Here is a 26,142-nt window from a genome sequence, read left to right on the forward strand (position 1 = left end):
AACCATACCGGAGGCCGTGCATAATGGATCTTCTCAACGCCTTTGTGGCGCTTTCCAACTTTGTCCTGATCCCCGCGATTGCCTATGGCAGCCAGCTTGCGCTGGGGGCGCTGGGGGTCACGCTGATCTATGGCATCCTGCGGTTTTCCAACTTTGCCCATGGCGATACGATGGCCTTCGGCACCATGGTGACCATCCTGTTCACCTGGCTGTTCCAAAGCTGGGGCATCTCGCTGGGGCCGGTGCCCACGGCGCTGCTGGCCCTGCCCTTTGGCATTCTGGGCTGTATGGCGCTGCTGCTGTTCACGGACCGTGTGGTCTATAAATTCTACCGCGAACAAAAGGCCAAGCCGGTGATCCTTGTGATCGTGTCGCTGGGCGTGATGTTCATCATGAACGGTCTGGTGCGCTTCATCATTGGCCCCGACGACCAGCGTTTTGCCGATGGCGAACGGTTTATCGTCTCGGTGCGCACGTTCAAGGAGATGACCGGGCTTGAGGAAGGGCTGGCGATCAAAACCACCCAAGGGATCACGGTGATTACCGCCGTGCTCGTGGTGATTGCCCTGTTCTGGTTCCTGAACCGCACCCGCACCGGCAAATCCATGCGCGCCTATTCCGACAACGAGGATCTGGCGCTGTTGTCGGGGATCAACCCCGAGCGTGTGGTGATGATCACATGGCTGATCGTGGCCGCGTTGGCGACCGTGGCGGGCGTCCTTTACGGGCTGGACAAGTCGTTCAAGCCGTTCACCTATTTCCAGCTGCTGCTGCCGATCTTTGCCAGCGCCATCGTTGGCGGTCTGGGCAGTCCGCTGGGTGCCATCGCGGGCGGGTTCACCATCGCCTTTTCCGAAGTCATGGTGACCTATGCGTGGAAAAAGGTTGCAGGCTATGCTCTGCCCGAAAGTTTGGCCCCCGACGGGTTGGCCCAGCTTCTGAGCACCGACTATAAATTCGCCGTCAGCTTCGTGATCCTGCTGATCGTGTTGCTGTTCCGGCCCACCGGATTGTTTGCGGGGAAATCGGTATGAACGAGACACTCAAAAACACTGCGCTCTTCGCGCTGGTTGCCGTGCTGATCCTCGGTACGGGATTTCTGCAAAGCTGGAACTCGGCGCTGTTTATCCTGAACTTTGGCCTGATCAGCGCGATCATGGCCCTGGGGGTGAACCTGCAATGGGGCTTTGCGGGGCTGTTTAATGTCGGCATCATGGGCTTTGTCGCCCTGGGCGGTCTGGCCACGGTTCTGGTGTCCATGCCCCCGACCACCGAAGCCTGGGCCGCAGGCGGCGGCGGTGTCATCGTTGCCCTGCTGATGGGGGCCGCAACGATTGTGGTAACCGCATTGGTGATCAAACGGATGCCTGCAGGCTGGCTGCGCACGGTTGTGGTACTGGTGCTGCTCATTGGCGGGTTCTTTGTGTACCGCGCGCTGTTTGACCCGTCGGTCGCACGGATCGAGGCGATTGATCCTGCATCGACCGGCTATCTGGGCGGCCTTAACCCCGGTGGGGCTGCATGGGGCTGGATGACGCTGGTGGCATGGCCCGTTGGTGGGCTGCTGGCGGCAGGCGTGGCGTGGATCATCGGCAAGACGGCTCTTGGCCTGCGCAGCGACTATCTGGCCATCGCCACGCTGGGCATCGCCGAGATCATCATCGCCGTGATGAAAAACGAGGACTGGCTGAGCCGGGGTGTGAAAAACGTGATCGGCCTGCCCCGCCCGGCCCCCTACGAGATCGAGCTGCAAAGCGATCCTGCGTTTCTGGAACGGGCTGCAAGTCTGGGTATGGACCCCGTCACCGCGTCCACGATCTGGGTCAAGCTGGTCTACGCGGGTCTGTTCGCCGTGGTTCTGGTGATCCTGTTCGTGCTGGCACAGCGGGCGCTGCACAGCCCATGGGGTCGCATGATGCGCGCCATCCGCGACAACGAAAACGCATCCGAAGCCATGGGCAAGGACGTGACCGCGCGGCATTTGCAGGTGTTCATCCTGGGCAGTGCGATCTGTGGCATTGCCGGTGCGATGATGACGACGCTGGACGGTCAGCTGACACCGGGCACCTACCAGCCGCTGCGCTTTACCTTCCTGATCTGGGTGATGGTGATTGTCGGCGGATCGGGCAACAACCTTGGCGCTGTGCTGGGTGGTTTCCTGATCTGGTTCCTGTGGGTTCAGGTCGAGCCTATGGGGCTGTTGCTGATGCAGGCCATCACCTCGGGCATGACCGACGGATCGCCGCTGAAGGTGCACCTGATCGAAAGTGCGGCGCATATGCGTCTGCTGACGATGGGTCTGGTATTGTTGCTGGTGCTACGGTTCAGCCCGCGCGGATTGATCCCCGAGCGGTGACACCGATCATAAACCGAATTCAGAAAAGGCCCGTGCACCACGCGCGGGCCTTTTTTGTTTGAGCAGAACGCCAGGTCTGCGCCCGACTGCGGGTAGAGGTGCGAAACATCCTGCTTCTGCCATCTGGTGTTCTGCCGACTTAACTGCCACAGATCCGCAGAATAACAAAATACAGGCACGCCCCATGACGCTCACCCTATCATCCCCGCGTGACAACCTGACCGGCAGCCTGTTCATGATTGGCGCGATGGCTGCCTTTGCCGTCGAAGACGCCTTTATCAAAATCGCAGCATCCGACTTGCCTCTGGGCCAGATCCTGATCATTTTCGGTCTTGGCGGCGCACTGTGCTTTGCCCTGATAGCCCGCGCCAGCGGGGCTGCACTGTTTTCTCGCCCAGCGATGTCGCGGGTGATGCAAATTCGCAGCCTGTTCGAAATGGCAGGCCGCCTGTTCTATGTTCTGGCCATTGCCCTTACCCCGCTGTCGTCGGCCACGGTCATCTTGCAAGCCACCCCGCTGCTGGTGGTGGCGGGGGCTGCGCTGGTCTTTGGCGAACAGGTCGGCTGGCGGCGCTGGAGCGCGATTGTCATCGGGCTGATCGGTGTGATCGTTATTGTGAAGCCGGGCAGCAACGGGTTTTCGGCCCTGTCAATCTTTGCCATCCTCGGGATGATCGGCTTTGCAGGCCGCGATCTGGCCAGCCGCGCGGCGCCAAAATCGCTCAACACGGCGATCTTGGGCTTTTACGGCTTTCTGGCCGTCATCGTCGCGGGTGTCGCGTTTTCGCTGTGGGAGGCAAAGCCGTTCTACTGGCCCGCCCCCGCCACCTCCCTGTGGCTCGCTGGTGCCATCCTTGCAGGCGTCACCGCCTATGCCATGCTGATGCGCGCCATGCGCGTGGGCGATGTCTCGGCCGTCACCCCGTTCCGCTATACGCGGCTGCTGTTCGGGATCGGCCTGGGCGTCCTTGTTTTTGGCGAGGATCTGACGACCGCCACCTTTGTCGGTGCCGGTCTGATTGTGCTGTCGGGCGCGTTCATCATGTGGCGCGGCAAGACCGTTACCGCCCCTTGAACAACCCGCCCAGAATGCCGCGTACAATGCGACGCCCCGTGGTGCCGGTCAGTTCCTTGACCACCATCTTGGTCATCTGATCGCCGAAACTGGTGCTGCTGCGGGTCGAACGTGAGGTTGAGCGTGTCACCCGCGTGCCGGAATAGCGTCGGCCCGCGTTGAAATCTCGCACCCCGGGCTCTTCGGCCGCTTCCGCCTGTGCTTCGGCCCTGGCAGCATCCGCGGCAGCCTTGGCCGCACGTTCCTTGAGAATTTCAAAAGCCGACTTGCGGTCCAGCGGCATGTCATATTTGCCTGCCATTTCCGAAGCCCCCATAACCTCTGCCCGCTCATTCGCAGTGATTGGCCCCAGTTGCGACGACGGCGGACGGATCAGCGTGCGCTCGACGATCCCCGGCACACCTTTTTTCTGCAACATCGATGTCACGGCCTCGCCCACGCCGACCTCGCGGATGGCCTGTTCGGTGTCAAAGGCGGGGTTCTCGCGGTAGGTTTCGGCCGCCATGCGCAGTTCCTTGCGATCCTTGGCAGTAAAGGCGCGCAGGGCGTGCTGCACACGGTTGCCAAGCTGTCCAAGGATATCTTCGGGCACATCCGCAGGGTTCTGGGTGATGAAATACACGCCAACGCCTTTCGAGCGGATCAACCGCGCCACCTGTTCCACCTTGTTGACCAGCGCCTTGGGGGCGTCTTCGAACAGCAGGTGCGCTTCGTCAAAGAAAAACACCAGCTTGGGTTTGTCGGGGTCACCCACTTCGGGCAGCTCCTCGAACAGCTCGCTCAGCAGCCACAACAGGAAGGTCGCATAAAGCTTGGGCGCGCCCATCAGCTTGTCCGAGGCCAGAATATTCACCATGCCCCGCCCGTCAGCATCACAGCGCATCAGGTCGGCCAGATCCAGCGCCGGTTCACCGAACAGGTTCGTTCCGCCCTGATTTTCCAACACCAGCAACCGCCGCTGGATCGCCCCGATCGACGCGGTGGACACATTGCCATAGCGCAGCGACAGGTCTTTGGCATTTTCACCGATCCAGACCAGCAGCGCCTGCAAGTCCTTGAGGTCCAGCAGCGGCAGGCCCTCTTCGTCGGCCAGACGGAAGGCAATATTCAGAATGCCCTCTTGCGCCTCGCTCAGTTCCAGAAGCTGGCTCAGCAACAGCGGCCCCATCTCCGACACTGTGGTGCGCACAGGATGGCCCTGTGCGCCAAACAGATCCCAGAACGTGACCGGAAAGGCCTGATAGGAATACTCTGCAAATCCGATGGTTGCCGCGCGTTCGGTAAAGGGAACATGCAATTTGTTACCCGTGCTGCCCGCCTTGGCCAGACCGGACAAATCCCCTTTGACGTCGGCCATGAACACCGGCACGCCGGCAGCCGAAAATCCCTCGGCCAGAATTTGCAGTGTCACGGTCTTGCCTGTGCCAGTGGCCCCCGCAATCAGCCCGTGACGGTTGGCATATTTCAGGCTTAGCCCCTGTTTGGTGCCATAATCCGGCCCGCCGCCACCAACAAATACTGCATCTTCCATCAAACTGTCCTGTTCCTTGACGGTTTTGCTTCGGGCAAAACCTGTTGCGCTGACCATACAAACTTAACCTTTTAGGGCCATAGTGATTTTCATTCCGCAGCGACATGTCCTTTTGCGGCGGAATGACTTCCTCCCTGTCAGACTGGCCGCGCCCTCGGGTGCGGCCTTTTTTGATGTAAGAACAGGCCGTAACACCCGGGCAGCTCGGAAATTTCTTTGTCCCGTCGACAAACTTGAAGGTTTCACAGATTTCCAGTTGACCGATTATGTGTCTTTGCCTAGGTTCTCTTTAAAACAAGTCGGCCAGTCCGACGGGGAGAAATCATTTGAAAAGAGGGTCCTGACGGGTCCTCTTTTCTTTTGCCTATTCCCTTGCTGCGCCCGGTGGCAGAAAACTGCCTGAATTCAGCACATTTCATGACTGCTGCCGCTGACAGTGCCGCCCTTGCGTGCTAACTGGAACTCAAAGCAACCAAGTCTGGAAGTTAAGATGTCAAATTCGATCAAAACCCTGCTGTTGACTGCTGCATTGTCGCTGGGCGCGCCGCTGTCCGTTCTGGCGCAGGACACGACAACGACACCCGAGACAACGGCGACCGAAGGAACACCGGTCGAAACCCAATCCGGCTCCGCCACCGAGATTGAATCACAGCTGAGCCTGGGTGCCGACGCGGATGCAGATCCCGAACTGGGCAAACCCTACACTTCCGAGACGATCGGCGCGTTTGAAATACGCTGCATCAAGACCGAAGCCGAAACAGACCCCTGCCAGATGTACCAGCTGTTGGATGACGGTCAGGGCTCGCCTGTTGCCGAATTCTCTCTGTTCCGTCTGCCCGAAGGTGGCAAGGCCGTGGCCGGCGCAACCCTTGTTGTGCCTTTGGAAACATCGCTGCCCGCACAGCTGAAAATCGCTGTGGATAACGGCAAGGCGCGCACCTATCCCTATGCTTTCTGCAACCCTGTCGGCTGCTATGCCCGTATCGGTCTGGTGGCAGAGGACGTCGCCGCATTCAAACGCGGTGCCAACGCCACCATCACCATCGTACCGGCACTGGCCCCCGATCAAACGGTAAACCTGACGCTGTCGCTGAAGGGCTTTACCGACAGTTTTGAAAAATCGTCGGTGATCGAACAATAACGCGGCGCCTTCGGGCGAGCGCAAAGGCCGCGTCCTTGAACAGGGCGCGGCCTTTTGCTTTACCGACTACGCTCAGAAGCGCTCAGCCAAATTTTCGCAGGGCTAAGACCGCGTTCATGCCACCAAAGGCAAAGGCATTGGACAGCACAACATCGACGGCCACGTCGCGCGCCTCGTTGGGGACCACGTCCAGCGCGCATTCGGGGTCGGGTTCTTCATAGCCGATGGTGGGCGCAATCACCCCGTCGCGCAGCGCCATGATACAGGCCAGCAATTCAACCGCGCCGGTGCCGCCGATCAGGTGGCCGTGCATCGACTTGGTCGACGAAATCATCAGCTTGTCGGCGTGCGGACCGAACACATCCGCCACGGCCGCACATTCGGTCTTGTCGTTGGCCGCCGTGCCGGTGCCGTGGGCGTTGATATAGCCCACCTCGTCTGCGTTCAGCCGCGCATCTGCCAGCGCCCCCGCCATCGCACGCGCAGCGCCGTTCTTGGATGGCATCACGATGTCACTGGCGTCGGACGACATGGCAAAGCCGGCCACTTCACACAGGATTTCAGCGCCGCGTTTGCGGGCGTGTTCCAACTCCTCGAACACGAAGATGCCCGCGCCTTCGCCTTGCACCATGCCGTTGCGATTGGCGCTGAACGGGCGGCAGGCATCGCGCGACATCACGCGCAGCCCTTCCCATGCCTTGACCCCGCCAAAACACAGCATCGATTCGGACCCGCCCGTGACCATTGCAGGCGCCATGCCGGTGCGCACCATCTGGAAGGCCTGCGCCATCGCGTGATTGGACGAGGCACAGGCGGTCGAGACGGTGAAGGATGGCCCTTTAAGGTTATATTCCATGCTGACATGGCTGGCGGCAGCATTGTTCATCAGCTTGGGGACAACAAAGGGGTGAACGCGATTCTTGCCCTCTTCGTAGACGCTGCGATAATTCGCATCCCAGGTGCTGACGCCGCCGCCCGCAGTGCCCAGAACCACGCCTGATTTGGCGGACAGTTCACCACTGAAGGTCAGGCCCGATTGCGTGATTGCTTCTTTCGCTGCGGCCAGCGTGAATTGGGTGAACCGATCATACAGGCTCATTTGCTGGCGGTTATAGCGCCCCTCGGCCTCGAATCCGCGCACCTGCCCACCGATACGGATGGCCAGCCTGTCCACGTCCTGAAATTCCAGCGGACCGATGCCGCAGCGGCCTTCACGCATGGCCTCGAGCGTATCGGCCACGTTGTGTCCCAGCGCGTTGACAGTGCCCGCGCCGGTAATGACAACCCGTTTCATACGGTGTCCTTTTGCTCCGCCATCAGCTTTTCGATGCCCGCAACAATCGACGCCACGGTCGAAATGTCGAAATCGCTTTCGCTGGGATCATTGGCGTTGAAGGGCACAGTAATGTCGAACTCTTCCTCGATGGCGAAAATGCTTTCGACCAGCCCCAGACTGTCGATTCCCAAGCTTTCCAACGTGCTGTCCAGCGACACGTCGGATGGCTCAAGCACAGCCTGTTCAGCGATAATTGCGATAACCTTGTCCTTGACGCTCATTAGGTCGTCCCCCACTTGGTCCACGGTTCGCGCAAAGACTTAGTCACTGTTGTCCGACTTGAAAACTGTTTTCTGCAAAGCAGCGACATCGCGGAACAGGCGCGGCAGACGGCGCAGGGCCTTATAGGTTTCCAATTGGGTTTCCATCCTCGTCGCCGGATAGCCCAGCATGACGCGGCCCGCAGGCACCGACGACAAAACCTTGGTGCCACCGCCGCAAATAACACGGTCACCGATGGTCAGATTGTCGCCCACGCCGGTCATCCCGCCCAGCACCACGTTGTTGCCCACCACGGTCGATCCGGCAACACCCACACCTGCGCATAGCAGCGTGTCGTTGCCGATGACACAGTTGTGGCCGACCTGCACCTGGTTGTCGATCTTGGTGCCATTGCCGATGCGGGTGGCGCGGATGGTGCCGCTGTCGATGGTCGAGTTCGCGCCCAGTTCCACGTCATCCCCGATGATCACGGCCCCCAGCGAATGGATGCGTGCATAGGCCTGCGGCTTGGCATCATTGTCCGCGCCCAGCGAGGCGCGCGCCTGCTCGGCCCCCGACACCTCGGGCGTGACAAAGGAAAACCCGTCAGGCCCCACGCGCCCGCCCGGCTGCGCGACAAAGCGGTCCCCGATCTGGCAATAGGCCCCGATACTGACCTGTTCGCGCAGGTATGCGCCCGCGCCCAGCACCGCCTGCGTACCTATGAAACACTGCGGCCCGATGACCGAGCCCGCCCCGATCCGCGCCCCTGCCATCACCACGCACAGCGGCCCGATGCTGACATCGGCGGCAATCTCGGCAGTTGGATCGATCACGGCACTGGGGTGAATGCCTGTGCCAAACCCCTGCCCCCGGTCCAGCATCCGGGTCAGACCGGACATGGCAAATCGGGGCCGCGCAGGCACAATCGCCGCCTCCAGTCCCAGCGCCTGCCAGTCGGCCCCCTGCCACAGCACAGCGGCGCGTGCGGCGCCATCGGGCAGGCTCTCGGCGTATTTGGCAGAGGTCGCCATGGCCAGCTGGTCGGCTGTGGCGAGGGCAGGTTCGTTCACACCCGTGATCAAAAGGTCAACGGCGCCAAAGGCCTCCGCCCCCAGCGCCGCTGCAATCTCTTTCACCGAATAAGACATATGCGTACCCCCTTGCGGGGACCACTGTCCCCTGTTGGGGTCCGAATTACCCCTGAACCGCGCGCAAGGCCACCCCTGCTTGCGACAGGGCGTTCCAGATCTTGCCATCACGCCCATAAACATCGCGGCGGTACTGGGTGTGTCCCTTGGGTGTGGTAAAGGCCGTCCGGTAGATGATGTGCACCGGCACCGGTTGTTCCAGGTTGACCGTTTGTTCGACGCCTGTGGCCAGCTTCGACTGGAACAGCCCCTTGGGATCATTCGTCTGTTTGGCCAACAGGGTATAGGCAAAGTCGAACGGATCGGCCAGACGCACACAGCCGTGGCTGAACGCGCGGGATTCGCGTGCAAACAGGTTCTTGGACGGCGTGTCGTGCAGATAGATGTTGTACTGGTTCGGGAACATGAATTTCACCAGACCCAGCGCGTTGCCCTTGCTGGGCGGCTGGCGCATGGCAAAGGGGAAGGTCCGCGCCGTGTACTGGCTGAAATTCACAGCCCCCCGGTTGACCTTGCGGCCCCTGCTGTCGGTAATCTCGATGTGGCTGACCGCATTGGGGTTGCGCTGCAAGGCGGGCAGATATTCCTTTGTCACGATCGAACGCGGCACATACCAGCTGGGGTTGATCACCATGAATTCCATGACGTCGGAAAACTCGGGCGTCGGGCGGTCCGAATTGTTGGCACCAACCACGGAACGGGTCTCAAACGTCAGCTTGCCGTTGTCGAACACCTTGGCTGTAAAGTCGGGAATGTTCACCAGAATATGACGGCGGCCACGCTCTTGATTCAGCCAGCGTTCGCGTTCCATTGCAACGATAATGGATTGCAGACGTTCCTGCACCGTCCGGTTCATCTCGACAATTGTCGATTGCCCAGCCACGCCGTCTGCAGCCAGACCATGGGCCAGCTGGAACTGCTGAACCGCCGCCGTCATCTTGGCGTCATAGGATTGCGAGGCTGTGCGGCCCAGAAAGCCCATCGCCATAAGACGGTTGCGCAGAATGACCACGGCATTGCCCGACTGGCCGGGTTTCAGCGCCGAAGCAGGCACTTTCTGCCCCCAGCCGCCCTTTGCCAGCAAACGTTCCATGCGCAGCTTTTCTTTCATCAACGCGGTGTATTCCTGGGTTTTGGGCGGCAGCGCCTTGAGGAAGCCAGAAGGCGAAGATTTGACGAAGTTCACCAGATAGGATGTGCGGTCGCGGTAGGGCACCTGACGCACGATGCGGCTGTCGATGCGCGAGGGCACCAGCACGCCGGTTTGCACGTCGCGCGAATATTGCAGGAAAACGCGGCTGATCTCGACCTCGACAAGACCCAGATCGCGCGGGGATTTGGCGGCCTTCATTTTTGCCAGCAAGCCATCGGGATCATAGCGGGACACCGGAAGACCATGATCGCCGGCATTGTTCAGCGCTTTCATCAGCTCTGCACGGCGCTTGCGCTCGCGGCTGGTGCGACCGGTCCAGATGCTTTTGTAGCCATTGGCCTGATAAAAGGCGGCGATGTCCTTGTCGCGTGCCGCGCCCTCGGCAACCGCTTGCTTGAACGCAGTGACCTGCGCAGATGCAGGCGTTGGCACGCTCCACAGTGTGATGATCGTTGCCAGCGCCGCAAAGACCGCCCAAATTCTGTTGCCTGTAAGCGTCATATTTCCCCCGGTTGGAATGGTCGCAAACTGTTGAAGTCGTTTTTCCTATGTCTAACCTAGAGGTGTCCACTCACTTTTATGCGGGAATTTCGATAAGTTTCTCCCCTGCGGCTGGCTTGCATCGGTCTCGTGCCAAAAAGGCACAATTTCCCAAATATGCGCAAAAATTCGCCTAAAACTCTTGATAGATGGAACCCGCAGGATTCAGCACTTGGTTAACGATTCTTGCTATGACATACAGACCATGCATCTGGGGATGAGATGAAACAGGCCGTGTAACATCACGGTCAGGCAGACATACGGGACGCGCAAGATCATGACTGAAATTCGCTCTACGGGCTTGACCCGCCGCGCCCTATTGGGCGCGTTCGCTGCAACGACCGTAGCAGCAGCACCAACTTTCGCCAACGCAGCCGGCTTTTTGCGCGGCGCCGGCGATATCCGCCGCATCAAAATGTATTCTGGCCGCACAGGCGAGCGTCTGGATATGATCTATTGGATCGAAGGCGACTATATCAAGGACGCGTTCAAGGAAATCAACCACTTCATGCGCGACTGGCGCACCGATGATGTGGTCAAGATGGACCTGCGCACCGTTGATATCATGGCCGCCGCACACAACCTGATGGACATCAACGAACCCTATATGTTGCTGTCGGGCTACCGGTCTCCGAAAACCAACGCCATGCTGCGTGCGCGCAGCCGCGGTGTTGCCAAGAATTCGCTTCACATGAAAGGTCAGGCCGCTGACCTGCGTCTGGCCTCGCGATCGGTCAACCAGATGGCCAAGGCCGCCTCGGCCTGCCACGGTGGCGGCGTCGGGCGCTACTCCGGCTCGAATTTTGTCCACATGGACTGCGGCGTTGTGCGCACCTGGGGCGGCTGAACAACCGCCTATCAGTTCCACATGCGAAAAAGGGCGCCGGGCGGCGCCCTTTTTGCTGCGCGGGTGCGGGACTGCTTGGAAACTCGGGGGACGAGAAAGGCAGTGTCGCGCAGATATTCAAGTAACGCCTGTACGTCGGAAAAGTTTCACGACAAACGCCTGTTTTTTCAAAAAATGCTGAAGTTCGTGCAAACTGATCCCTTGAGGTATCATAGCTGCGCACTTAGGGTCTGGACCCTAATACCGACATCCCAAGTCAACATATATCGCGGACATTCCGACCGGGCGTCCGCTGGGCGGCACAAAGTTACCGTTGAACACAGAATACAATCGGTCAGTACCAGTCTTGCCGCTTGAACTGAAAAGACGCGCTTTCGTTGGTCAGGCCTGTCCTTATGGAATGTGAACTGCCATCCCGCCAAATCGCAGCTATCTGCCCGGCTTGGCCTGATCCCACAGCAGGTCACGACGCGCGCCACACCAGGATTGATTGCAATCTCCAAGCACGGCCATCGTTATCTACGCAAGCAGTTCATCCATGGGGCACGAACGGTCCTGCGTTTGGTGCAGGATCGAAATGCGCCGATTTCGCAATGCGCTGACCGCCTCGATGAGCTGGCGCGCACATGAATGTGGCTGTTGTAGCGATGGCAAACGAGATGGCTCGGATCGCTTGAGCCGTATGGGCGAAAGGTGAGCGGTATCGCCCGACTGCACTTGCAGGCGCGAAAATACGTACCCGCACAACGAGAAACATAGGGACCCGCGAGCGATGAAGAGAGGACCGACCAAGGGCCAACCGGAGTCCTGTCAGTCAGACGGAGATCATAAGCTCAAGTCCTAAAGGCTTCGACTTGTTTGCCGACCGCTTGCTCAAATGAGGTCCTACACGCCGCAGGGGATCATATAGGGGGCGGCACACCCCGAAATCCAATACAACACAACGAAAACAAAGACATGAGATGTGAAAGTGGCGGACCATAGAGGATTCGAACCTCTGGCCTCTGCCTTCGGAGGGCAGCGCTCTATCCAGCTGAGCTAATGGTCCACTTGGGGCGGTATAGCTTTGCGGCGCATGGCCTGCAATTGTTAAATGCCCTGTCTGGTGCAGTTCGTGGACGGGGGCCAGCCCCCCGCCCTGCGGGCGTCCCCCGGGATATTTGGTGCCAAAAGAAGCATGGGATCAGGCGAAGAGGTCGTGTGCCAGTTCCAAGGCGTCAACCAATGCGTCGACTTCGGCTGTGGTGTTGTACATGCCAAAGGACGCGCGGCAGCTGGCGGTGAGGCCAAGGTGCTCCATCAGCGGGCCTGCACAATGGTGCCCCGCGCGCACGGCGACGCCCTTCTTGTCAAGGATCGTCGACACGTCATGGGCATGGGCCGCGCCATCAAGGGTGAAGCTGAAGATCGCGCCCTTGTCCGGTGTGGTGCCTTGCACTTGCAACCAGTTCAGGCCGCCCAGGCGTTGCACGGCGTAGTCACGCAAAGTTGCCTCGTGATCGGCAATGGCCTGCATGCCATGGCCCATCATGTAATCCAGCGCCACGCCAAGGCCGATCATCTGGACGATGCCGGGGGTGCCGGCCTCGAACTTCATCGGCGGGTCGTTGTAGGTGACCGTGTCCCTGGTCACCTCGCGGATCATGTCGCCGCCGCCCATGAAGGGTTGCATTTCGGCCATCCGGTCGGGGTGCACATAGATCGCGCCCGAACTGGAGGGGCCATAAAGCTTGTGGCCGGTGATCGCGTAGAAATCGACACCGAGGTCCTGCACGTCCACCGGCATGTGCACAGCGGCCTGGCTGCCGTCGACCAGCACAGGCACGCCTTTGGCATGGGCACCGGCACAGATCGCTTTTACGTCCACATGGGTGCCCAGAACGTTGGACATATGGGTGACGGCAACCAGTTTGGTCTTGGGGCCGATGGCGTCAATCACCGCTTGTGGGTCCAGTGCGCCGGTGCTGTCCACATCGACCCATTTCAACACAACCCCCTGCCGTTCGCGCAGGAAATGCCAGGGCACGATGTTCGCGTGATGCTCCATGACGCTCAGCACGATCTCGTCGCCCGCCTGAAGGCGCGGCATGGCCCAGCCGTAGGCCACCATGTTGATCCCCTCGGTCGTGCCCGAATTGAAGATGATGTCATCTTCGGAGCCCGCATTCAGGAACCGCGCGATGGTGGCGCGCACCGCCTCGTATTTGTCGGTGGCAAGGTTCGACAGGTAATGCAGCCCGCGGTGCACGTTGGCATATTCATGGCCATAGGCCTGGGTGATCGCGTCGATCACCACCTGCGGTTTTTGCGCCGAGGCGCCGTTGTCGAGATAAACCAGCGGCTTGCCGTTCACCTCGCGCGACAGGATCGGAAAGTCGGCCCGAATTTTTGCGACATCATACATTGGCATCAAGCCCCCAAGCTCCAAGACCTGTTATCAACAGCAACACGATCACCCCGAACATAAACCCGACGGTCAGGGCAACCATCAGCCCGAACGCCTTCCAGGCCGTGTCAAACGACAAGGCCTGTGCGATGAAATTTGCCATGATCCACAACCCCATGAACATCACCGTGATCGAAAACAGTCCGGCAAGCGTGGGCGATACAATCAACAGCACCAGCAAAATCACCTGTGCCACCACGCGCAGGGCCTGCAACCACGTCAACACAACTGCGACATCTTCCAGCGCGCCCTGCCCGCCCACAGCGCGTCCAGCCCACAGCAGGATGTGGACCGACACCACCAGCCCCCCGGTAAGCAGCAGGAACAGCATCAGCGGGTTCAACAGGACCGGCGGCATCATCCCGACCGGCGCGGGAAACAGCATTTCGGACAGGCCGGCGAAAATCGCATTGCAGCAACAGACCAGTGCCAGCGCCGTCCAGATGACGCTGCGTGGCAGTTGCCAGCCGATCAGAACCGCCGCCGCATCCCGTGGACTGCGCAAGGACAATACGGCAAGGCCGGTCCAGTCGAATCCGCGCGTGCTCATGTCTGTGCCCTTTCCTGAGCAAGAGAACCGCCGACCCAGAACCAGCCAAAGACCGACAGCCAGACAACGCCGACAGATGTCAAAGCAGGACCGGCACCGATAAGGCCCGCAACCAGACCGTGCAACAATATCACCGGACTGGAGGCCAGAACCGCCCAGAACAGCGCCAGCCGTGCGCCATAGCCGGTGCCGTGCCCGCCCAGAACGCGGCCCAGCAGCCGCGCCACAAAGGCCAGCACATAAAGCACCAGCGGCATGATGAATATCCAAGCGAGCAGCGCGCCGCCCACCAGCATGTCAAACTCTTGCCCCGTCAGATGCGCCTCGCGCGACAGACGCGGCAGTTGCGCAACAAAGACGATCAGACAGCCCGCCATCACATAGACCAGCGCACGGTCTTCACGCGGGCCCTGCCCCAGCAGCTTGCGGATCACCGCGGCCGGCCCCCTGTAGGTGGCCACGATGTCAGTTGTGACGGCCATCAGCTGCGATGACGCTCTAGCCAGCCCGACATGCGGGTTTCAATGTCGGCACGCAGGTCCTCGTTTTCGATTTCCTGCACGGCTTCGGCAAGAAAGGCCAGCGTCAGCAGGTTCGTCGCCGCGTCTTCGGGCACACCGCGCGAGCGCAGGTAAAACAGCGCCTCTTCGTCGATTGCGCCCGAGGTCGAGCCGTGCGAACAGGCCACATCGTCGGCATAGATCTCAAGCTCGGGCTTGGCCAAAAACTGGCTGTCGCCGTCCAGCAGCAGCGACTGGCTAATCTGGTAGCCGTCGGTTTTCTGTGCACCGGCCTTGACCAGGATCTTGCCCTGGAACACGCCTGTGGCACCGTTGCGCAGCACCTTCTTGAACACCTGGCGGCTTTCGCAGTTCACCGCGTCATGGGTCACGAACACCGTGTCATCGTGATGGAAATCACCGTCGCCCACGCAGGCACCGGCCACATGGGCCACCGCGTCGTCACCGGTCAGCTCCAGCACACATTCGTTGCGCGTCATCTTGCCATTGGCGGTCAGGGTAAAGGATTTGAACGTGCTTTCCGCGCCCAGACGGCCAAACACATGGGTCGCAGCCAGCCGCTGATGGTCACGCCCTTGGGTGCGGACGTGGTGGAAGGCAGCCTTGTCGGCCACGTCCACTTCCATCACCGTATTCAACCGCGCCGCCGCAGGGCCGCTTTCCAGCAAGGTCAGCGCTGCGCCCTGTTCCAGCTTGACCACATGGTGCAGCATCACATCGGCGCTGTCGTTTGCGCGATTATAGATCACGTTGACCGGCTTGGACGGCTGGCCTGTCACACGGATCAACAAACCGTCGGTGGCAAAGGCTGTGGCCAACGCCGCCAGAGGCCGCGCAACAGGTGTCTGCCCTGCGGCTTCCAGCGTGCCGTGCAATGATTGCGCCCAGTGAATGTCGGCGGTCGTGTCGGCCAGACGGCTGATTTCGATCCCTTCAAGCGCCAGATCGTCCGAGGCATCGGCATCAAAAACACCATCGACAAAAACCACACGCAAACAGGGCTGGCCATCCATCAACGGCGCTTCGTCGTTGTCAAAGATATCGGCAGCGGGGGCAGTTGCCTGTACCAGCGCGTCGGGACGGGTGAATTTCCAGTATTCGTCACGACGGCCCGGCATGCCCATCGCCCGCAAACGCAGCAGGGCATCAGCGCGCGACGGCGCCGACCAGCCGGCTTGCGGCAGGTCCAGCGTGTCGATGCGCGCCTCGGTTTCGGCTGTGTTAATCTGTTTCTTAACCGCCATTACACCACCTCGGACAGGATATCTGTGTAGCCGTTGTTTTCGACTTCCAGCGCCAGTTCGGGGCCGCCAGTCTTGATAATACGGCCATCGGCCATGATGTGCACGACATCGGGTTTGATGTGGTCCAGCAGACGTTGATAGTGGGTGATCACCAGAAACCCGCGCCCTTCGTCGCGCAGCGCGTTCACGCCTTCGGACACCAGCTTCATTGCGTCCACGTCCAGACCCGAATCCGTCTCGTCCAGGATGCACATCTTGGGTTCCAGCATCGCCATTTGCAGGATTTCATTGCGCTTTTTCTCGCCACCCGAAAACCCCACGTTGACGGGGCGTTTCAGCATGTCGGCGTCGATTTTCAGCGTTTTCGCCTTGGCGCGGATCACTTTCAGGAATTCGGCGGCGCTCATTTCCTCTTCGCCGCGCGCCTTGCGCTGTGCGTTCACAGCAGTGCGCAAAAAGGTCATGTTGCCGACGCCGGGGATTTCAACGGGGTACTGAAAGGCCAGGAACAGGCCGGCAGCGGCGCGTTCTTCCGGCTCGATCTCCAGCAAGTCAACGTCGCCCAGATGCGCGGTGCCTTCGGTCACCGCATAACCGGGGCGGCCTGCCAGAACATAGGACAGTGTCGATTTGCCCGACCCGTTCGGGCCCATGATTGCGTGCACCTTGCCCGGCTCCACCTCAAGGTTCACACCCTTCAGGATCTGTTTGTCTTCTTCTTCAAGTTGCACATGCAAGTTATTGATTTTCAACATATCTGTCTCTTTCTTCATCTCGGGGCGTCAGGCTGACGCCATATGCGGTGCGGCACGCAAAGGTGCCGGGAATGTAGATTTCAGCGCGGCGCGGGCACGGGCAATACCCTGCGCATAGGCCTGCGGTGGCTGGGCAGAGGCACGGTCAAAGCCTGCAATATCACCCATGGCGAGGGGCGCAATCAGGCTGCGGCCCACGCCGGCTGCATAGTCGTGGTATTTCAGATGGCCCTGCCCTGTGGGCGCGACCCAGGTGTTTGGCACGCCGTAAGCATCGGCCACGATCAGCCCGTGCAGTGACGAGGCAAATATATGCGCGCAAGATGCAATCTGGCGGCACACGTCATTGGCAACGCCGCGCGGGTCGATCAGCAGATAGCCCAGATCGGCGGCCAGCGTGGCTGCCGCGTCCACCAGGGTATGATGCGGAACGATCCCGATGCGGTCGCTGCGTTCAGGCAGGTCCGTGACAACCTCGGAAATCAACAGGCCCGGATCGCCAAAGCTGTCGGTTTCAAGCTGCAACAGCGCCGCCGAGACCGGCCCGCGCACCGCTGCAATCTGCACATGCGACAGGAAATCACGGTTCACCGGCGCCAGCATCCCGCTGCCCCAGATCCACGGTTTCACGCCATCTGCACGCGCATCCTGATGCGCGCGCCGCGCCACCTGAATGATCGAACCCACAGCAAACAGGTCTGCCTTGCCCGCGCCCGCATGGGTCACGGGGCGGCCCGACACATGGGCCACCACCATGGCTGAAATCGCGTCACCGAAATTCGGCACCGCCTTCCACCAATGCAAAGCTATGGGGTCGCCCGCAGCCATGGCTCAGCCCACCGACCCTTCCAGCGAAATCGCGACAAGTGCCTGGGCTTCCATCGCAAATTCCATCGGCAACGCTTGCAACACGTCCTTGCAGAACCCGTTGACCACCAGCGCCACGGCCTCTTCCTCGTCCATGCCGCGCGACCGGCAATAGAACAGCTGGTCATCATCCACCTTGGATGTGGTCGCCTCGTGCTCGACGCGGGACGAGTTGTTCTTGACCTCGATATAGGGCACCGTGTGCGCCCCGCATTTGTCACCGATCAACAGGCTGTCGCACTGCGTATAGTTGCGCGATTCCTTGGCCTTGGGGTGCATCGACACCAGGCCGCGATAGGTGTTCTGCGCCTTGCCCGCGCTGATGCCTTTGGACACGATCCGCGATTTGGTGCGCTTGCCCAGATGCACCATCTTGGTGCCCGTGTCGGCCTGCTGCATGTTGTTGGCAATGGCGATGGAATAGAATTCACCCTGTGAATCGTCCCCGCGCAGGATGCACGACGGGTATTTCCACGTAACGGCAGACCCGGTTTCCACCTGTGTCCACATCACCTTTGCCCGGTCGCCCCGGCAATCGGCGCGTTTGGTCACAAAGTTATAGATGCCGCCCTTGCCGTTCTCGTCACCGGGATACCAGTTCTGAACGGTCGAATATTTCACTTCGGCGTCTTCTTCGATGATGATCTCGACCACGGCAGCGTGCAACTGTGCGATGTCGCGTGCAGGAGCGGTACACCCTTCCAGATAGGACACATAGCTGCCCTTGTCCGCGATGATCAGCGTGCGTTCAAACTGGCCGGTGTTTTCCGCGTTGATGCGGAAATAGGTCGACAGCTCCATCGGGCAGCGCACGCCCGGTGGCACATAGACGAACGAACCGTCCGAAAACACGGCCGAATTCAGCGTGGCATAAAAGTTGTCCGACACCGGCACGACCGATCCAAGGTATTTCTTTACCAGCTCGGGATGCTCGCGGATCGCTTCCGAGATCGAGCAGAAGATGACGCCGGCCTTTTTCAACTCGGCCTGAAAGGTGGTGCCGACGGATACGGAATCGAACACCGCATCCACCGCCACCTTGCGGCCTTCGGCGGGTGCATTTTCCGCGCCTTCGACACCGGCCAAAATCATCTGTTCCTTCAGCGGAATACCCAGCTTGGCATAGGTTTCCAGCAGCTTGGGGTCGACCTCGTCCAATGACTTTGGCTTGACCTCCATGCTTTTGGGGCGGGCATAGTAATACTGGTCCTGAAAGTCGATTTCAGGGTAATCGACCATCGCCCAGTCAGGCTCTTCCTTGGTCAGCCAGCGCGCATAGGCTTCCAGCCGCCATTCAAGCATCCAAGCCGGTTCTTCGTTCTTCTCGGAAATCAGCTTGACGATGTCCTCGGTCAGCCCCTTGGGGGCGTATTCCATTTCGATGTCGGTGTTCCAGCCATGCTTGTAGGCACCGCCCACCTCGCGAACCGCGTCAACGGTCTCTTGATCGACGCCCTCTTTAACGCCGTCATTTTCCAGTACTTTGTCCAAACCAGACTTCCTTCCATTAAGACGCCGCGCTTTATGCGGCGCGCGCCTCGTGTTTTCTCAGCTTGCCGGTCCATGCATCTATGAACCGCAGCACATCATCCTCTGTCGTCTCCAGCCCCAGCGACACGCGCACGGCGCTGGCAGCATCGGCGGGCGCAAAGCCCATGGCGGTCAGCACCCGGCTGGCGCGCACCTTACCACTGGAACAGGCCGACCCTGCCGAGACGGCAAATCCCGCCAGATCCATCTGCATCACTTGCGTTTCGCCCTTCCATCCGGGGGTGACGAAACAGCTGGTGTTGGGCAGCCTGTGGGGCACAGACAGCGATTCTGAATCGCCCGCATCTTTCCCGACAAAAATAGTCTTCTTTGACGCAGCCTCAAGACCGTTTTCTAGAATATTTCTAAGTTCTGCAACCCGATCCCAACGCCCGCCCTGCACGTCGCGCACCGCAGCCCTGGCGGCGGCGGCAAAACCGACCATTCCAAGGATGTTTTCGGTGCCCGAACGGCGGCCCATTTCCTGCCCTCCGCCCTTGATCTGCGCTGGCACTTCCTGGCCACGGCGCAAGACCAGCGCGCCGATGCCCTTGGGTCCGCCCAGCTTGTGCGCCGACACCAATGCCATGCGCGCGCCGGATGCCATGAAGTCCAGCGGCATCTTGCCAAAGACCTGTGTCATGTCGCACACGGCGATCCCCGCGGGCACATTCTGGATCACACCGGTTTCGGAGTTCGCCAGTTGCAACACCGACCCGCCCGCATCTTCGACGGTTACGCGCCCTTGCGCATCCACCGCCAGCGCATCGCGCACCCAGGCACCGACCGCATCATGCTCTACCGCAGCACCGGCCAGATCACGCCCCGCACAGGCCAGCCCCGCCGCCTCGGTCGCACCCGAGGTGAACACAATGTCCGCCTCGACCGCCCCCAGCGCCTCGGCCACATCCGCCCGTGCGCGCTCCATCAGCGACTTGGCCGCGCGCCCTTCGGCGTGAACGCTGGAGGGATTGCCCACCACGTCCATCGCCGCGACCATTGCGGCGCGCGCTTCGGCCCGCAATGGGCTGGTTGCATTGTGATCCAGATAGATCCGCATCATACTTTCTCTGGTTCAAAAAATCCCGGGGGAGTCCCGCAGGGACGGGGGCAGCGCCCCCAGATCGCGTTTTATTCGTCCACAACCGCAAACAGGTTTGGCACCGCCGGACAGGGTGCCAGTTCGTTGTCGATCACATCCGACAGCCGAGTCTGGTGCAGAAACACATAGACATGCGCGCTCAACCCCTCCCACAGGCGGTTGTTCAGCGATTGCGCACGGCTGCCCGAGGTGCCGCCCGACGCCCCTGCGCCCTTGTGCATCGCATCGACCTTTTCATCGACGGCTTCCAGCACATCGACCACCCGAATATCCGAGGCCGGCCGCGACAGACGATACCCGCCCCCCGGCCCGCGCACCGAGGTCACCAATTCGGCGCGACGCAGCTTGACAAACAACTGTTCCAGATAGGGCAGCGACACCGACTGGCGCGTTGCAATATCACCAAGGCTCACCAATGTGCCTTCGGGCTGCAAGGCGATGTCAGACAGCGCCACCATCGCGTATCTTCCCTTTGTCGACAGCTTCATGTCTCGTGCCCTCCAAATGCCGCTGGACGCAGTGACAGATTGACCTCTGCGCGCCAAGGGCCTACATCCCTTTGAACCGCGATATGCGCAAGCGCCTATCGCTTCATTTAGAACCGTTCTAAGGTGGCTGAGTGATTTCGTCAAGAAATCCGGTTCCTTGAAACGCCAAAGCACAGGATGCCCATGCCCGAGGTCATTTTTCCCGGACCCGAAGGCCGCCTCGAAGGCCGCTATCACCCGCAAAAAGAACGTGACGCCCCGATTGCAATCGTTCTGCATCCCCACCCCCAGTTTGGCGGCACGATGAACCACAAGGTGGTCCACCGTATGCACTATGCGTTTTACAACATGGGGTTCACCGTTCTGCGGTTCAACTTCCGTGGCGTGGGCCGCAGCCAGGGTGAATACGATCAGGGCATTGGCGAATTGTCCGATGCCGCCTCGGCGCTCGATTACTTGCAGTCGATGAACAACAACTCGAAACATTGCTGGGTTGCGGGCTTTTCGTTCGGTGCGTGGATCGGGATGCAGCTGCTGATGCGCCGCCCTGAAATCACCGGCTTCATCTCGGTGTCGCCGCCTGCGAACATGTACGACTTTTCGTTCCTGGCGCCCTGCCCGGCTTCGGGTCTGGTGATCAACGGCACGGCTGATCGCGTGGCGCCGCCCGCCGATACAACCGCGCTGGTGAACAAACTGCACGAGCAAAAAGGCATCACCATCACCCATACCGAGGTCGAAGGCGCCGGCCACTTCTTTGAAGAACCGCATCTTGATACGCTGATCAACACCACAACCGACTATGTGAAACGACGCCTGACTGAAAACAGCCGCTGATGACCGACCCTTCCGTCCAGGACATGGCCAACAAGCTGGCCGAAGAATGCATCGCCGTTCAACGCAAGATCGGAGATGACAGGCTGTTCATGAAGCTGGGCGAAGTTCTGGGCGCATCGTCGCAAACGCTGGAAGAAGCGTTCTTGACGGCGGTGCGCACGCGGATGGCCGAACAGCAAGGCCGCGCTTTTCTGGTCAAAAAGCTGAAAGAATTCCAATCCAAAGCCGAAACATAGGCCCGACAATGACCCAGACCGCCCCCCTGTTGGACTTGAGTGCAGACCAAAAGGACCGTCTGGACCGGCAAATAGATTTCCTGCGCGAAGTCGATAAACTCAAAGGCGTCCTGCGCGCGTCCCGGCTGCTGGACGACTCGCGGTGCGAAAACTCGGCCGAACATTCCTGGCACATCATGCTTTATGTGGCCGTGCTGGGCGAACATGCTGCACCCGAAGTCGATGTGTCCCGCGTCATCCGCATGTTGTTGATCCACGACATCGTGGAAATCGACGCGGGCGATGCGCCCATTCACGGCAATGTTGATCACGAAGCGATGGCGCTGAAAGAAGCCGCCGCGGCGGATCGTCTGTTCAACCTGCTGCCCGCGGATCAGGCCCGTGAGTTCCGCGCCCTGTGGGATGAATTCGAAGCCGCCCAAAGCGCCGATGCACAATTTGCCAAGGCCATTGACCGCACGCAGGCCCCTGTGGGCAACCTGTACAGCGGTGGCGGCACATGGATCGAATACAATGTCACGATGGACCAGCTCGACACCCGCGTCGGCACCCCCGTAAACCGCGGTGCGCCGGTGCTGTGGGCATGGTTGCGACCGCGCCTTGCTGCGTTTTTTGCGCGGGCCTGATTTTTTTCACAACGTTGAAACTTCTGCTTGCGCGGCGCGTGCTTGTTCTCAAGCGGGTCGGGATTTCCGGCTGCGCCGCCATCAACAAGAGGATGATACCATGAAAACCGCACTTGTCGCACTCGCCCTTTCCGTCTCTGCCACCGGCGTCTTTGCCGCTGCACACGCCATGGCCCCCTCTGTCGAGGCCGCAGACCAATCCGTCGAAAACGGCGTTGTTGCAGCTGATAAAGTGGTCGCCGGCGAAAACGGCTGGATGGTGGTCCACCGTACCGATGCCGATATGAAACCCGGTCCCGTCGTAGGCTATGCGCCGCTGCGCAAGGGCGACAACATGGACGTGGCCGCAATCCTCCAGGAAGAGGTCAAGCCCGGCGACATGCTGATGCTGATGGTCCACGGCGAGACCGGCGGCATGAAAACCGGCGTGTTCGAATACACGCTGGGTGCCAAGGAAGACGGCCCCGTCAAAGTTGATGACAAACTGGTCATGCAGGTCATCACGGCCAAGTAACCTTTTTTCCTGATGTGCCTGATGATCGGGCACATTGCGCGCCGTTGTCTTCCCTCAAGGCAGCGGCGTTTCTCTGTCTGCGGCCCTGAAAAGCGCCCGCAAACAGGGCATTTGCGCACGCAGCGCGGGCATCCGCCGATGTGGTGTCGAGCGGGGCGCGGCAAAACGGTATACATTTGTATACACTCTTTCCGCGCGGCAGCTTGTACGCTAGACCGATACCAACCCCAAACGCCATTGAAAAGGTGACGCGCATGAGCAAGATCAAGGTGGACAACCCCATCGTCGAGATGGATGGCGATGAAATGACCCGCATCATCTGGGAGTTTATCAAGAAAAAGCTGATCCTGCCCTATCTGGACATCGACCTTCTGTACTACGATCTGGGCATCGAAAGCCGCGACGCAACCGACGACCAGATCACCATTGATGCCGCCGAGAAAACCAAGGAAGTCGGCGTTGCTGTCAAATGCGCGACGATCACACCGGACGAGGCGCGGGTTGAAGAGTTTGGCCTGAAACGCATGTACCGCTCGCCCAACGGGACGATCCGCAACATCCTGGGCGGCGTGATCTTCCGCGAGCCGATCATCTGCAAGAACGTGCCGCGCCTTGTGCCCGGCTGGACCCAGCCGATCGTGGTGGGCCGTCACGCCTACGGCGACCAGTACCGTGCCACCGACTTCCGCTTTCCCGGCCCCGGCAAGCTGACCATGACCTTTGTCGGTGACGACGGTGAGACCATTGAGCGCGAGGTGTTCGACGCGCCCGCTGCCGGTGTGGCGATGGGCATGTATAACCTTGATGCGTCGATCTATGACTTTGCCCGCGCCTCGCTGAACTACGGGCTGCAACGCGGTTATCCGGTCTATCTGTCGACCAAGAACACCATCCTCAAGGCCTATGACGGGCGGTTCAAGGACATCTTCCAGGAAGTCTATGACGCGGAATTCGCGGATAAATTCAAGGCCGCCGGTATCTGGTACGAACACCGGCTGATCGACGACATGGTCGCCTCGGCGATGAAATGGTCGGGCGGCTATGTCTGGGCCTGCAAGAACTATGACGGCGACGTGCAGTCCGACACCGTGGCGCAGGGCTTTGGCTCGCTGGGGCTGATGACGTCCCTGCTGATGACCCCCGACGGCAAGATCGTCGAGGCCGAAGCCGCCCACGGCACGGTCACCCGCCACTATCGCCAGCACCAGAAGGGCGAACAGACCTCGACCAACTCGATCGCGTCAATCTATGCATGGACCGGCGGGCTGAAACATCGCGGCAAACTGGACGACAATTCGGCCCTGATCGAATTCGCGCAAACGCTGGAAAAGGTGGTTGTGGACACGGTCGAAAGCGGCTTCATGACCAAGGATCTGGCGCTGCTGGTCGGGCCGGATCAGGGCTGGCTGACGACGATGGGGTTCCTCGAGAAGGTCGACGAGAACCTGAACGCGGCGCTGAAGGGGTAGTTTTTGGCGGTTTGCGGTTCTGACGCCTAACCCCTCAGGCCGCCACCCGTGCAACATCCGCCATCGGTGTAATCACCACTCCGCCGTCCGAAAACGCCGCCAGATGCCCCGCAGGCAGTTCGGTCCAGCCCGCCTGCCCCAGTTCCGGTGGTTCGGACACCACGAACCAGCCCAGATCGTCCGCCCGGCGCTGATAGTAGACCGTGGGCGCAATATGGTCGGTCGAGGTGCGCAGCACAAACAGCCGCTGCCCGTCCATCCATGCCGCCGATGACCGCAGGTGCGGCGTGGTGCCATGGGCACGCGACATCGCCTCGAGCCGCGCATGGGCTGTGACCATCGCAGCCTCGGGCGCGTCGTCCAGACCTTCGGCAATCGCATAGAGAAACAACAGTTCGCTGTCCGTCGCCCCGCGCCGGTTTGCATACAGCGCATCGGACACGCCCATATCGGCCAGCCTGCGAAAGCGATCAAAGCCACCGACCTGCCCGTTGTGCATGAAGCTCCAGCGCCCGCAGGCGAAAGGATGGCAATTGTTGCGGCTGGTGGCCGAACCGGTTGACGCGCGCACATGGGCCATGAAGGCGTGGCTTTTGACCGTGCGACACAACGCCATCAGGTTCGGATCGGACCACGCGGGATAAACATCGCGATACAGCCCCGGCTCCGCCCGCTCTCCATACCAGGCCACGCCCACTCCGTCGCCGTTCAGCGCCGTCTTGCATTCGCTGGCCGCGCGCGATTGATGCACCAGCGCATGGCCGGGGCTGGTTACCAGCCCGTCCATAAAGATCGGTTCACCCAGATAGGCCGCCCAACGGCACATCAGTCATTGACCCCGGTTGTGGGTCTGCGCATACATTTGCGCAATCATCCGGCTGGCGGTTTTTTCGAACAGACAGGGGATCACCGCATGCACCAGCGCCGCACCGCCCGCCGCAAACAACCGCATTGCGAAGCGGCCTGCGAACAGCAGATGTTCAAGATAGCTTTCGTCGACAGTGCGCGGGTGGCTAAGGAAAATGCGTGCGAACATGGGGTAGCTCCTGTTTATCTGTCGCCAATCTGCCTGATTTCCCTCTGAAAGTGGTCCCAAAATTAGGGGGGAGCACCTGTTGTATTGGGAAAATATCCACTGTATAGAGCATATATGTTGAATTTAGACGATATCGACCGAAAACTACTGCACGAATTACAACGCGACGCCAGCCAATCCCTGGATTCGCTCAGCGACGTTGTCGGACTGTCGCGCAACGCCTGCTGGCGCCGCATCCGTCTGATGGAAGACGCGAGCATCATCACCGCCCGCGTCACATTGGTGGACCCCGCCAAGATCGGCCTGCCGCTGATGGTGTTTATGCAGATCCGCACCGGCAGCCATGATCCCGACTGGCAGTCAAAATTCTCTGCCGCCACAAATGCCATTCCCGGCATCCTCAGTGTTTTTCGCATGACCGGAGATCTGGATTACCTTGTGCGCGCCCGCGTGGCGGACATGGCCGATTATGACCGCCTGTACCAACAGCTGATCGCAAGCTTGCCTGTTGCCGATATCTCGTCCAGCTTTGTGATGGAAGACATCAAAGACAGCACTGCGCTGCCCCTCTGACCTGCGAAAAAGGAACA

27 protein-coding genes, 1 tRNA gene and 1 pseudogene are annotated in these 26,142 nt (G+C 60.3%); 12 read left to right on the top strand and 17 right to left on the bottom strand.

Annotated elements, in window-relative coordinates; all coding sequences use genetic code 11:
* Positions 1-23 precede the first annotated feature (23 nt).
* From DSM107133_RS10265 to DSM107133_RS10275, 3 genes are all read left to right on the top strand, one after another.
* On the top strand, positions 24-1,034 hold the full coding sequence (locus tag DSM107133_RS10265) for a branched-chain amino acid ABC transporter permease (RefSeq protein WP_114295379.1): 1,011 nt from the start codon (positions 24-26) through the stop codon (positions 1,032-1,034).
* Positions 1,031-2,356: a branched-chain amino acid ABC transporter permease gene (locus DSM107133_RS10270; RefSeq protein WP_114295380.1), complete on the top strand. Its 1,326-nt coding sequence runs from the start codon at positions 1,031-1,033 to the stop codon at positions 2,354-2,356. The genes DSM107133_RS10265 and DSM107133_RS10270 overlap by 4 nt, the downstream gene beginning before the upstream one ends.
* A 184-nt stretch (positions 2,357-2,540) precedes the next feature.
* Positions 2,541-3,431, top strand: a complete 891-nt coding sequence (locus tag DSM107133_RS10275; RefSeq protein ID WP_114295381.1) for a DMT family transporter — start codon at positions 2,541-2,543, stop codon at positions 3,429-3,431.
* Here DSM107133_RS10275 and DSM107133_RS10280 read toward each other — a convergent pair.
* Positions 3,418-4,962, bottom strand: a complete 1,545-nt coding sequence (locus DSM107133_RS10280; protein WP_114295596.1) for a helicase HerA-like domain-containing protein — start codon at positions 4,960-4,962, stop codon at positions 3,418-3,420. The genes DSM107133_RS10275 and DSM107133_RS10280 overlap by 14 nt on opposite strands.
* A 490-nt stretch (positions 4,963-5,452) precedes the next feature.
* Between DSM107133_RS10280 and DSM107133_RS10285 the strand changes: the two genes are divergently transcribed.
* Positions 5,453-6,103, top strand: a complete 651-nt coding sequence (locus tag DSM107133_RS10285; protein ID WP_114295382.1) for an invasion associated locus B family protein — start codon at positions 5,453-5,455, stop codon at positions 6,101-6,103.
* Positions 6,104-6,185: 82 nt separating this feature from the next.
* Here DSM107133_RS10285 and DSM107133_RS10290 read toward each other — a convergent pair whose 3' ends face one another.
* The 4 genes from DSM107133_RS10290 to DSM107133_RS10305 are packed head-to-tail and all read right to left on the bottom strand — an operon-like array spanning position 6,186 to position 10,445.
* Entirely contained in the window at positions 6,186-7,397 is a 1,212-nt protein-coding gene (locus DSM107133_RS10290; RefSeq protein WP_114295383.1) for a beta-ketoacyl-[acyl-carrier-protein] synthase family protein, read from the bottom strand.
* Complete coding sequence (locus DSM107133_RS10295; protein WP_114295384.1) at positions 7,394-7,660, bottom strand: acyl carrier protein; 267 nt, start codon at positions 7,658-7,660, stop codon at positions 7,394-7,396. The genes DSM107133_RS10290 and DSM107133_RS10295 overlap by 4 nt, the downstream gene beginning before the upstream one ends.
* Before the next feature lie 39 nt (positions 7,661-7,699).
* Positions 7,700-8,791 carry a UDP-3-O-(3-hydroxymyristoyl)glucosamine N-acyltransferase gene (gene lpxD, locus DSM107133_RS10300; protein WP_114295385.1) on the bottom strand — a complete coding sequence of 364 codons (1,092 nt, stop codon included), beginning with the start codon at positions 8,789-8,791 and terminating at the stop codon, positions 7,700-7,702.
* A gap of 46 nt (positions 8,792-8,837) precedes the next feature.
* Positions 8,838-10,445, bottom strand: coding sequence for a L,D-transpeptidase family protein (locus tag DSM107133_RS10305; RefSeq protein WP_114295386.1), 1,608 nt, complete (start codon positions 10,443-10,445; stop codon positions 8,838-8,840).
* Positions 10,446-10,761: 316 nt separating this feature from the next.
* On the opposite strand from DSM107133_RS10305, the gene DSM107133_RS10310 reads away from it, so the two are divergent.
* Positions 10,762-11,331: a DUF882 domain-containing protein gene (locus tag DSM107133_RS10310; RefSeq protein WP_114295387.1), complete on the top strand. Its 570-nt coding sequence runs from the start codon at positions 10,762-10,764 to the stop codon at positions 11,329-11,331.
* A gap of 429 nt (positions 11,332-11,760) precedes the next feature.
* Positions 11,761-11,880: pseudogene (locus DSM107133_RS10315) on the top strand (IS110 family transposase); the annotation flags it as partial.
* Positions 11,881-12,302: 422 nt separating this feature from the next.
* On the opposite strand, the gene DSM107133_RS10320 reads toward DSM107133_RS10315, so the two are convergent.
* The 10 genes from DSM107133_RS10320 to DSM107133_RS10365 form a co-directional block, all read right to left on the bottom strand.
* A tRNA-Arg gene (locus DSM107133_RS10320) sits at positions 12,303-12,379 on the bottom strand.
* A gap of 135 nt (positions 12,380-12,514) precedes the next feature.
* On the bottom strand, positions 12,515-13,735 hold the full coding sequence (locus tag DSM107133_RS10325) for a cysteine desulfurase (protein ID WP_114295389.1): 1,221 nt from the start codon (positions 13,733-13,735) through the stop codon (positions 12,515-12,517).
* The gene (locus DSM107133_RS10330; protein WP_114295390.1) at positions 13,728-14,327 is read right to left on the bottom strand and encodes a YIP1 family protein; all 600 of its coding nucleotides are present in this window, start codon (positions 14,325-14,327) and stop codon (positions 13,728-13,730) included. The genes DSM107133_RS10325 and DSM107133_RS10330 overlap by 8 nt, the downstream gene beginning before the upstream one ends.
* On the bottom strand, positions 14,324-14,809 hold the full coding sequence (locus DSM107133_RS10335; RefSeq protein ID WP_114295391.1) for a YIP1 family protein: 486 nt from the start codon (positions 14,807-14,809) through the stop codon (positions 14,324-14,326). The genes DSM107133_RS10330 and DSM107133_RS10335 overlap by 4 nt, the downstream gene beginning before the upstream one ends.
* A complete protein-coding gene (gene sufD / locus DSM107133_RS10340) occupies positions 14,809-16,092 on the bottom strand; it encodes a Fe-S cluster assembly protein SufD (protein ID WP_114295392.1) in 1,284 nt (427 codons plus the stop codon). The genes DSM107133_RS10335 and sufD overlap by 1 nt, the downstream gene beginning before the upstream one ends.
* Complete coding sequence (gene sufC, locus DSM107133_RS10345; RefSeq protein ID WP_114295393.1) at positions 16,092-16,847, bottom strand: Fe-S cluster assembly ATPase SufC; 756 nt, start codon at positions 16,845-16,847, stop codon at positions 16,092-16,094. The genes sufD and sufC overlap by 1 nt, the downstream gene beginning before the upstream one ends.
* Positions 16,848-16,874: 27 nt before the next feature.
* A complete protein-coding gene (locus DSM107133_RS10350) occupies positions 16,875-17,675 on the bottom strand; it encodes a polysaccharide pyruvyl transferase family protein (protein WP_114295394.1) in 801 nt (266 codons plus the stop codon).
* 3 nt (positions 17,676-17,678) lie between these two features.
* Positions 17,679-19,205, bottom strand: a complete 1,527-nt coding sequence (gene sufB / locus DSM107133_RS10355) for a Fe-S cluster assembly protein SufB (RefSeq protein ID WP_240310687.1) — start codon at positions 19,203-19,205, stop codon at positions 17,679-17,681.
* A 31-nt stretch (positions 19,206-19,236) separates the two neighbouring features.
* Entirely contained in the window at positions 19,237-20,307 is a 1,071-nt protein-coding gene (locus tag DSM107133_RS10360) for a cysteine desulfurase family protein (RefSeq protein WP_114295395.1), read from the bottom strand.
* 68 nt (positions 20,308-20,375) lie between these two features.
* On the bottom strand, positions 20,376-20,834 hold the full coding sequence (locus DSM107133_RS10365) for an Rrf2 family transcriptional regulator (RefSeq protein ID WP_114295396.1): 459 nt from the start codon (positions 20,832-20,834) through the stop codon (positions 20,376-20,378).
* Between the two features lie 183 nt (positions 20,835-21,017).
* Here DSM107133_RS10365 and DSM107133_RS10370 point away from each other — a divergent pair, with 183 nt between their 5' ends.
* The 5 genes from DSM107133_RS10370 (at position 21,018) to DSM107133_RS10390 (ending at position 24,516) form a co-directional block, all read left to right on the top strand.
* Positions 21,018-21,671: an alpha/beta hydrolase gene (locus tag DSM107133_RS10370; protein WP_114295397.1), complete on the top strand. Its 654-nt coding sequence runs from the start codon at positions 21,018-21,020 to the stop codon at positions 21,669-21,671.
* Positions 21,671-21,907: a hypothetical protein gene (locus DSM107133_RS10375; RefSeq protein WP_114295398.1), complete on the top strand. Its 237-nt coding sequence runs from the start codon at positions 21,671-21,673 to the stop codon at positions 21,905-21,907. Before DSM107133_RS10370 ends, DSM107133_RS10375 begins: the two co-directional genes overlap by 1 nt.
* A gap of 8 nt (positions 21,908-21,915) precedes the next feature.
* Positions 21,916-22,533: an HD domain-containing protein gene (locus DSM107133_RS10380; protein ID WP_114295399.1), complete on the top strand. Its 618-nt coding sequence runs from the start codon at positions 21,916-21,918 to the stop codon at positions 22,531-22,533.
* A gap of 100 nt (positions 22,534-22,633) precedes the next feature.
* Entirely contained in the window at positions 22,634-23,047 is a 414-nt protein-coding gene (locus tag DSM107133_RS10385) for a hypothetical protein (RefSeq protein WP_114295400.1), read from the top strand.
* Between the two features lie 254 nt (positions 23,048-23,301).
* A complete protein-coding gene (locus DSM107133_RS10390; RefSeq protein ID WP_114295401.1) occupies positions 23,302-24,516 on the top strand; it encodes an NADP-dependent isocitrate dehydrogenase in 1,215 nt (404 codons plus the stop codon).
* A 34-nt stretch (positions 24,517-24,550) separates the two neighbouring features.
* Here the strand turns inward: DSM107133_RS10390 and DSM107133_RS10395 are convergent, their stop codons facing one another.
* Both DSM107133_RS10395 and DSM107133_RS10400 read right to left on the bottom strand, forming a co-directional pair.
* Positions 24,551-25,342, bottom strand: coding sequence for a class II glutamine amidotransferase (locus tag DSM107133_RS10395; RefSeq protein WP_114295402.1), 792 nt, complete (start codon positions 25,340-25,342; stop codon positions 24,551-24,553).
* 3 nt (positions 25,343-25,345) lie between these two features.
* On the bottom strand, positions 25,346-25,552 hold the full coding sequence (locus DSM107133_RS10400; protein ID WP_114295403.1) for a DUF6356 family protein: 207 nt from the start codon (positions 25,550-25,552) through the stop codon (positions 25,346-25,348).
* A 114-nt stretch (positions 25,553-25,666) separates the two neighbouring features.
* On the opposite strand from DSM107133_RS10400, the gene DSM107133_RS10405 reads away from it, so the two are divergent.
* The gene (locus DSM107133_RS10405; protein WP_114295404.1) at positions 25,667-26,125 is read left to right on the top strand and encodes an Lrp/AsnC family transcriptional regulator; all 459 of its coding nucleotides are present in this window, start codon (positions 25,667-25,669) and stop codon (positions 26,123-26,125) included.
* Positions 26,126-26,142 lie beyond the last annotated feature (17 nt).

It is taken from the genome of Pseudosulfitobacter sp. DSM 107133, from assembly GCF_022788695.1.
Lineage (GTDB): Bacteria > Pseudomonadota > Alphaproteobacteria > Rhodobacterales > Rhodobacteraceae > Pseudosulfitobacter.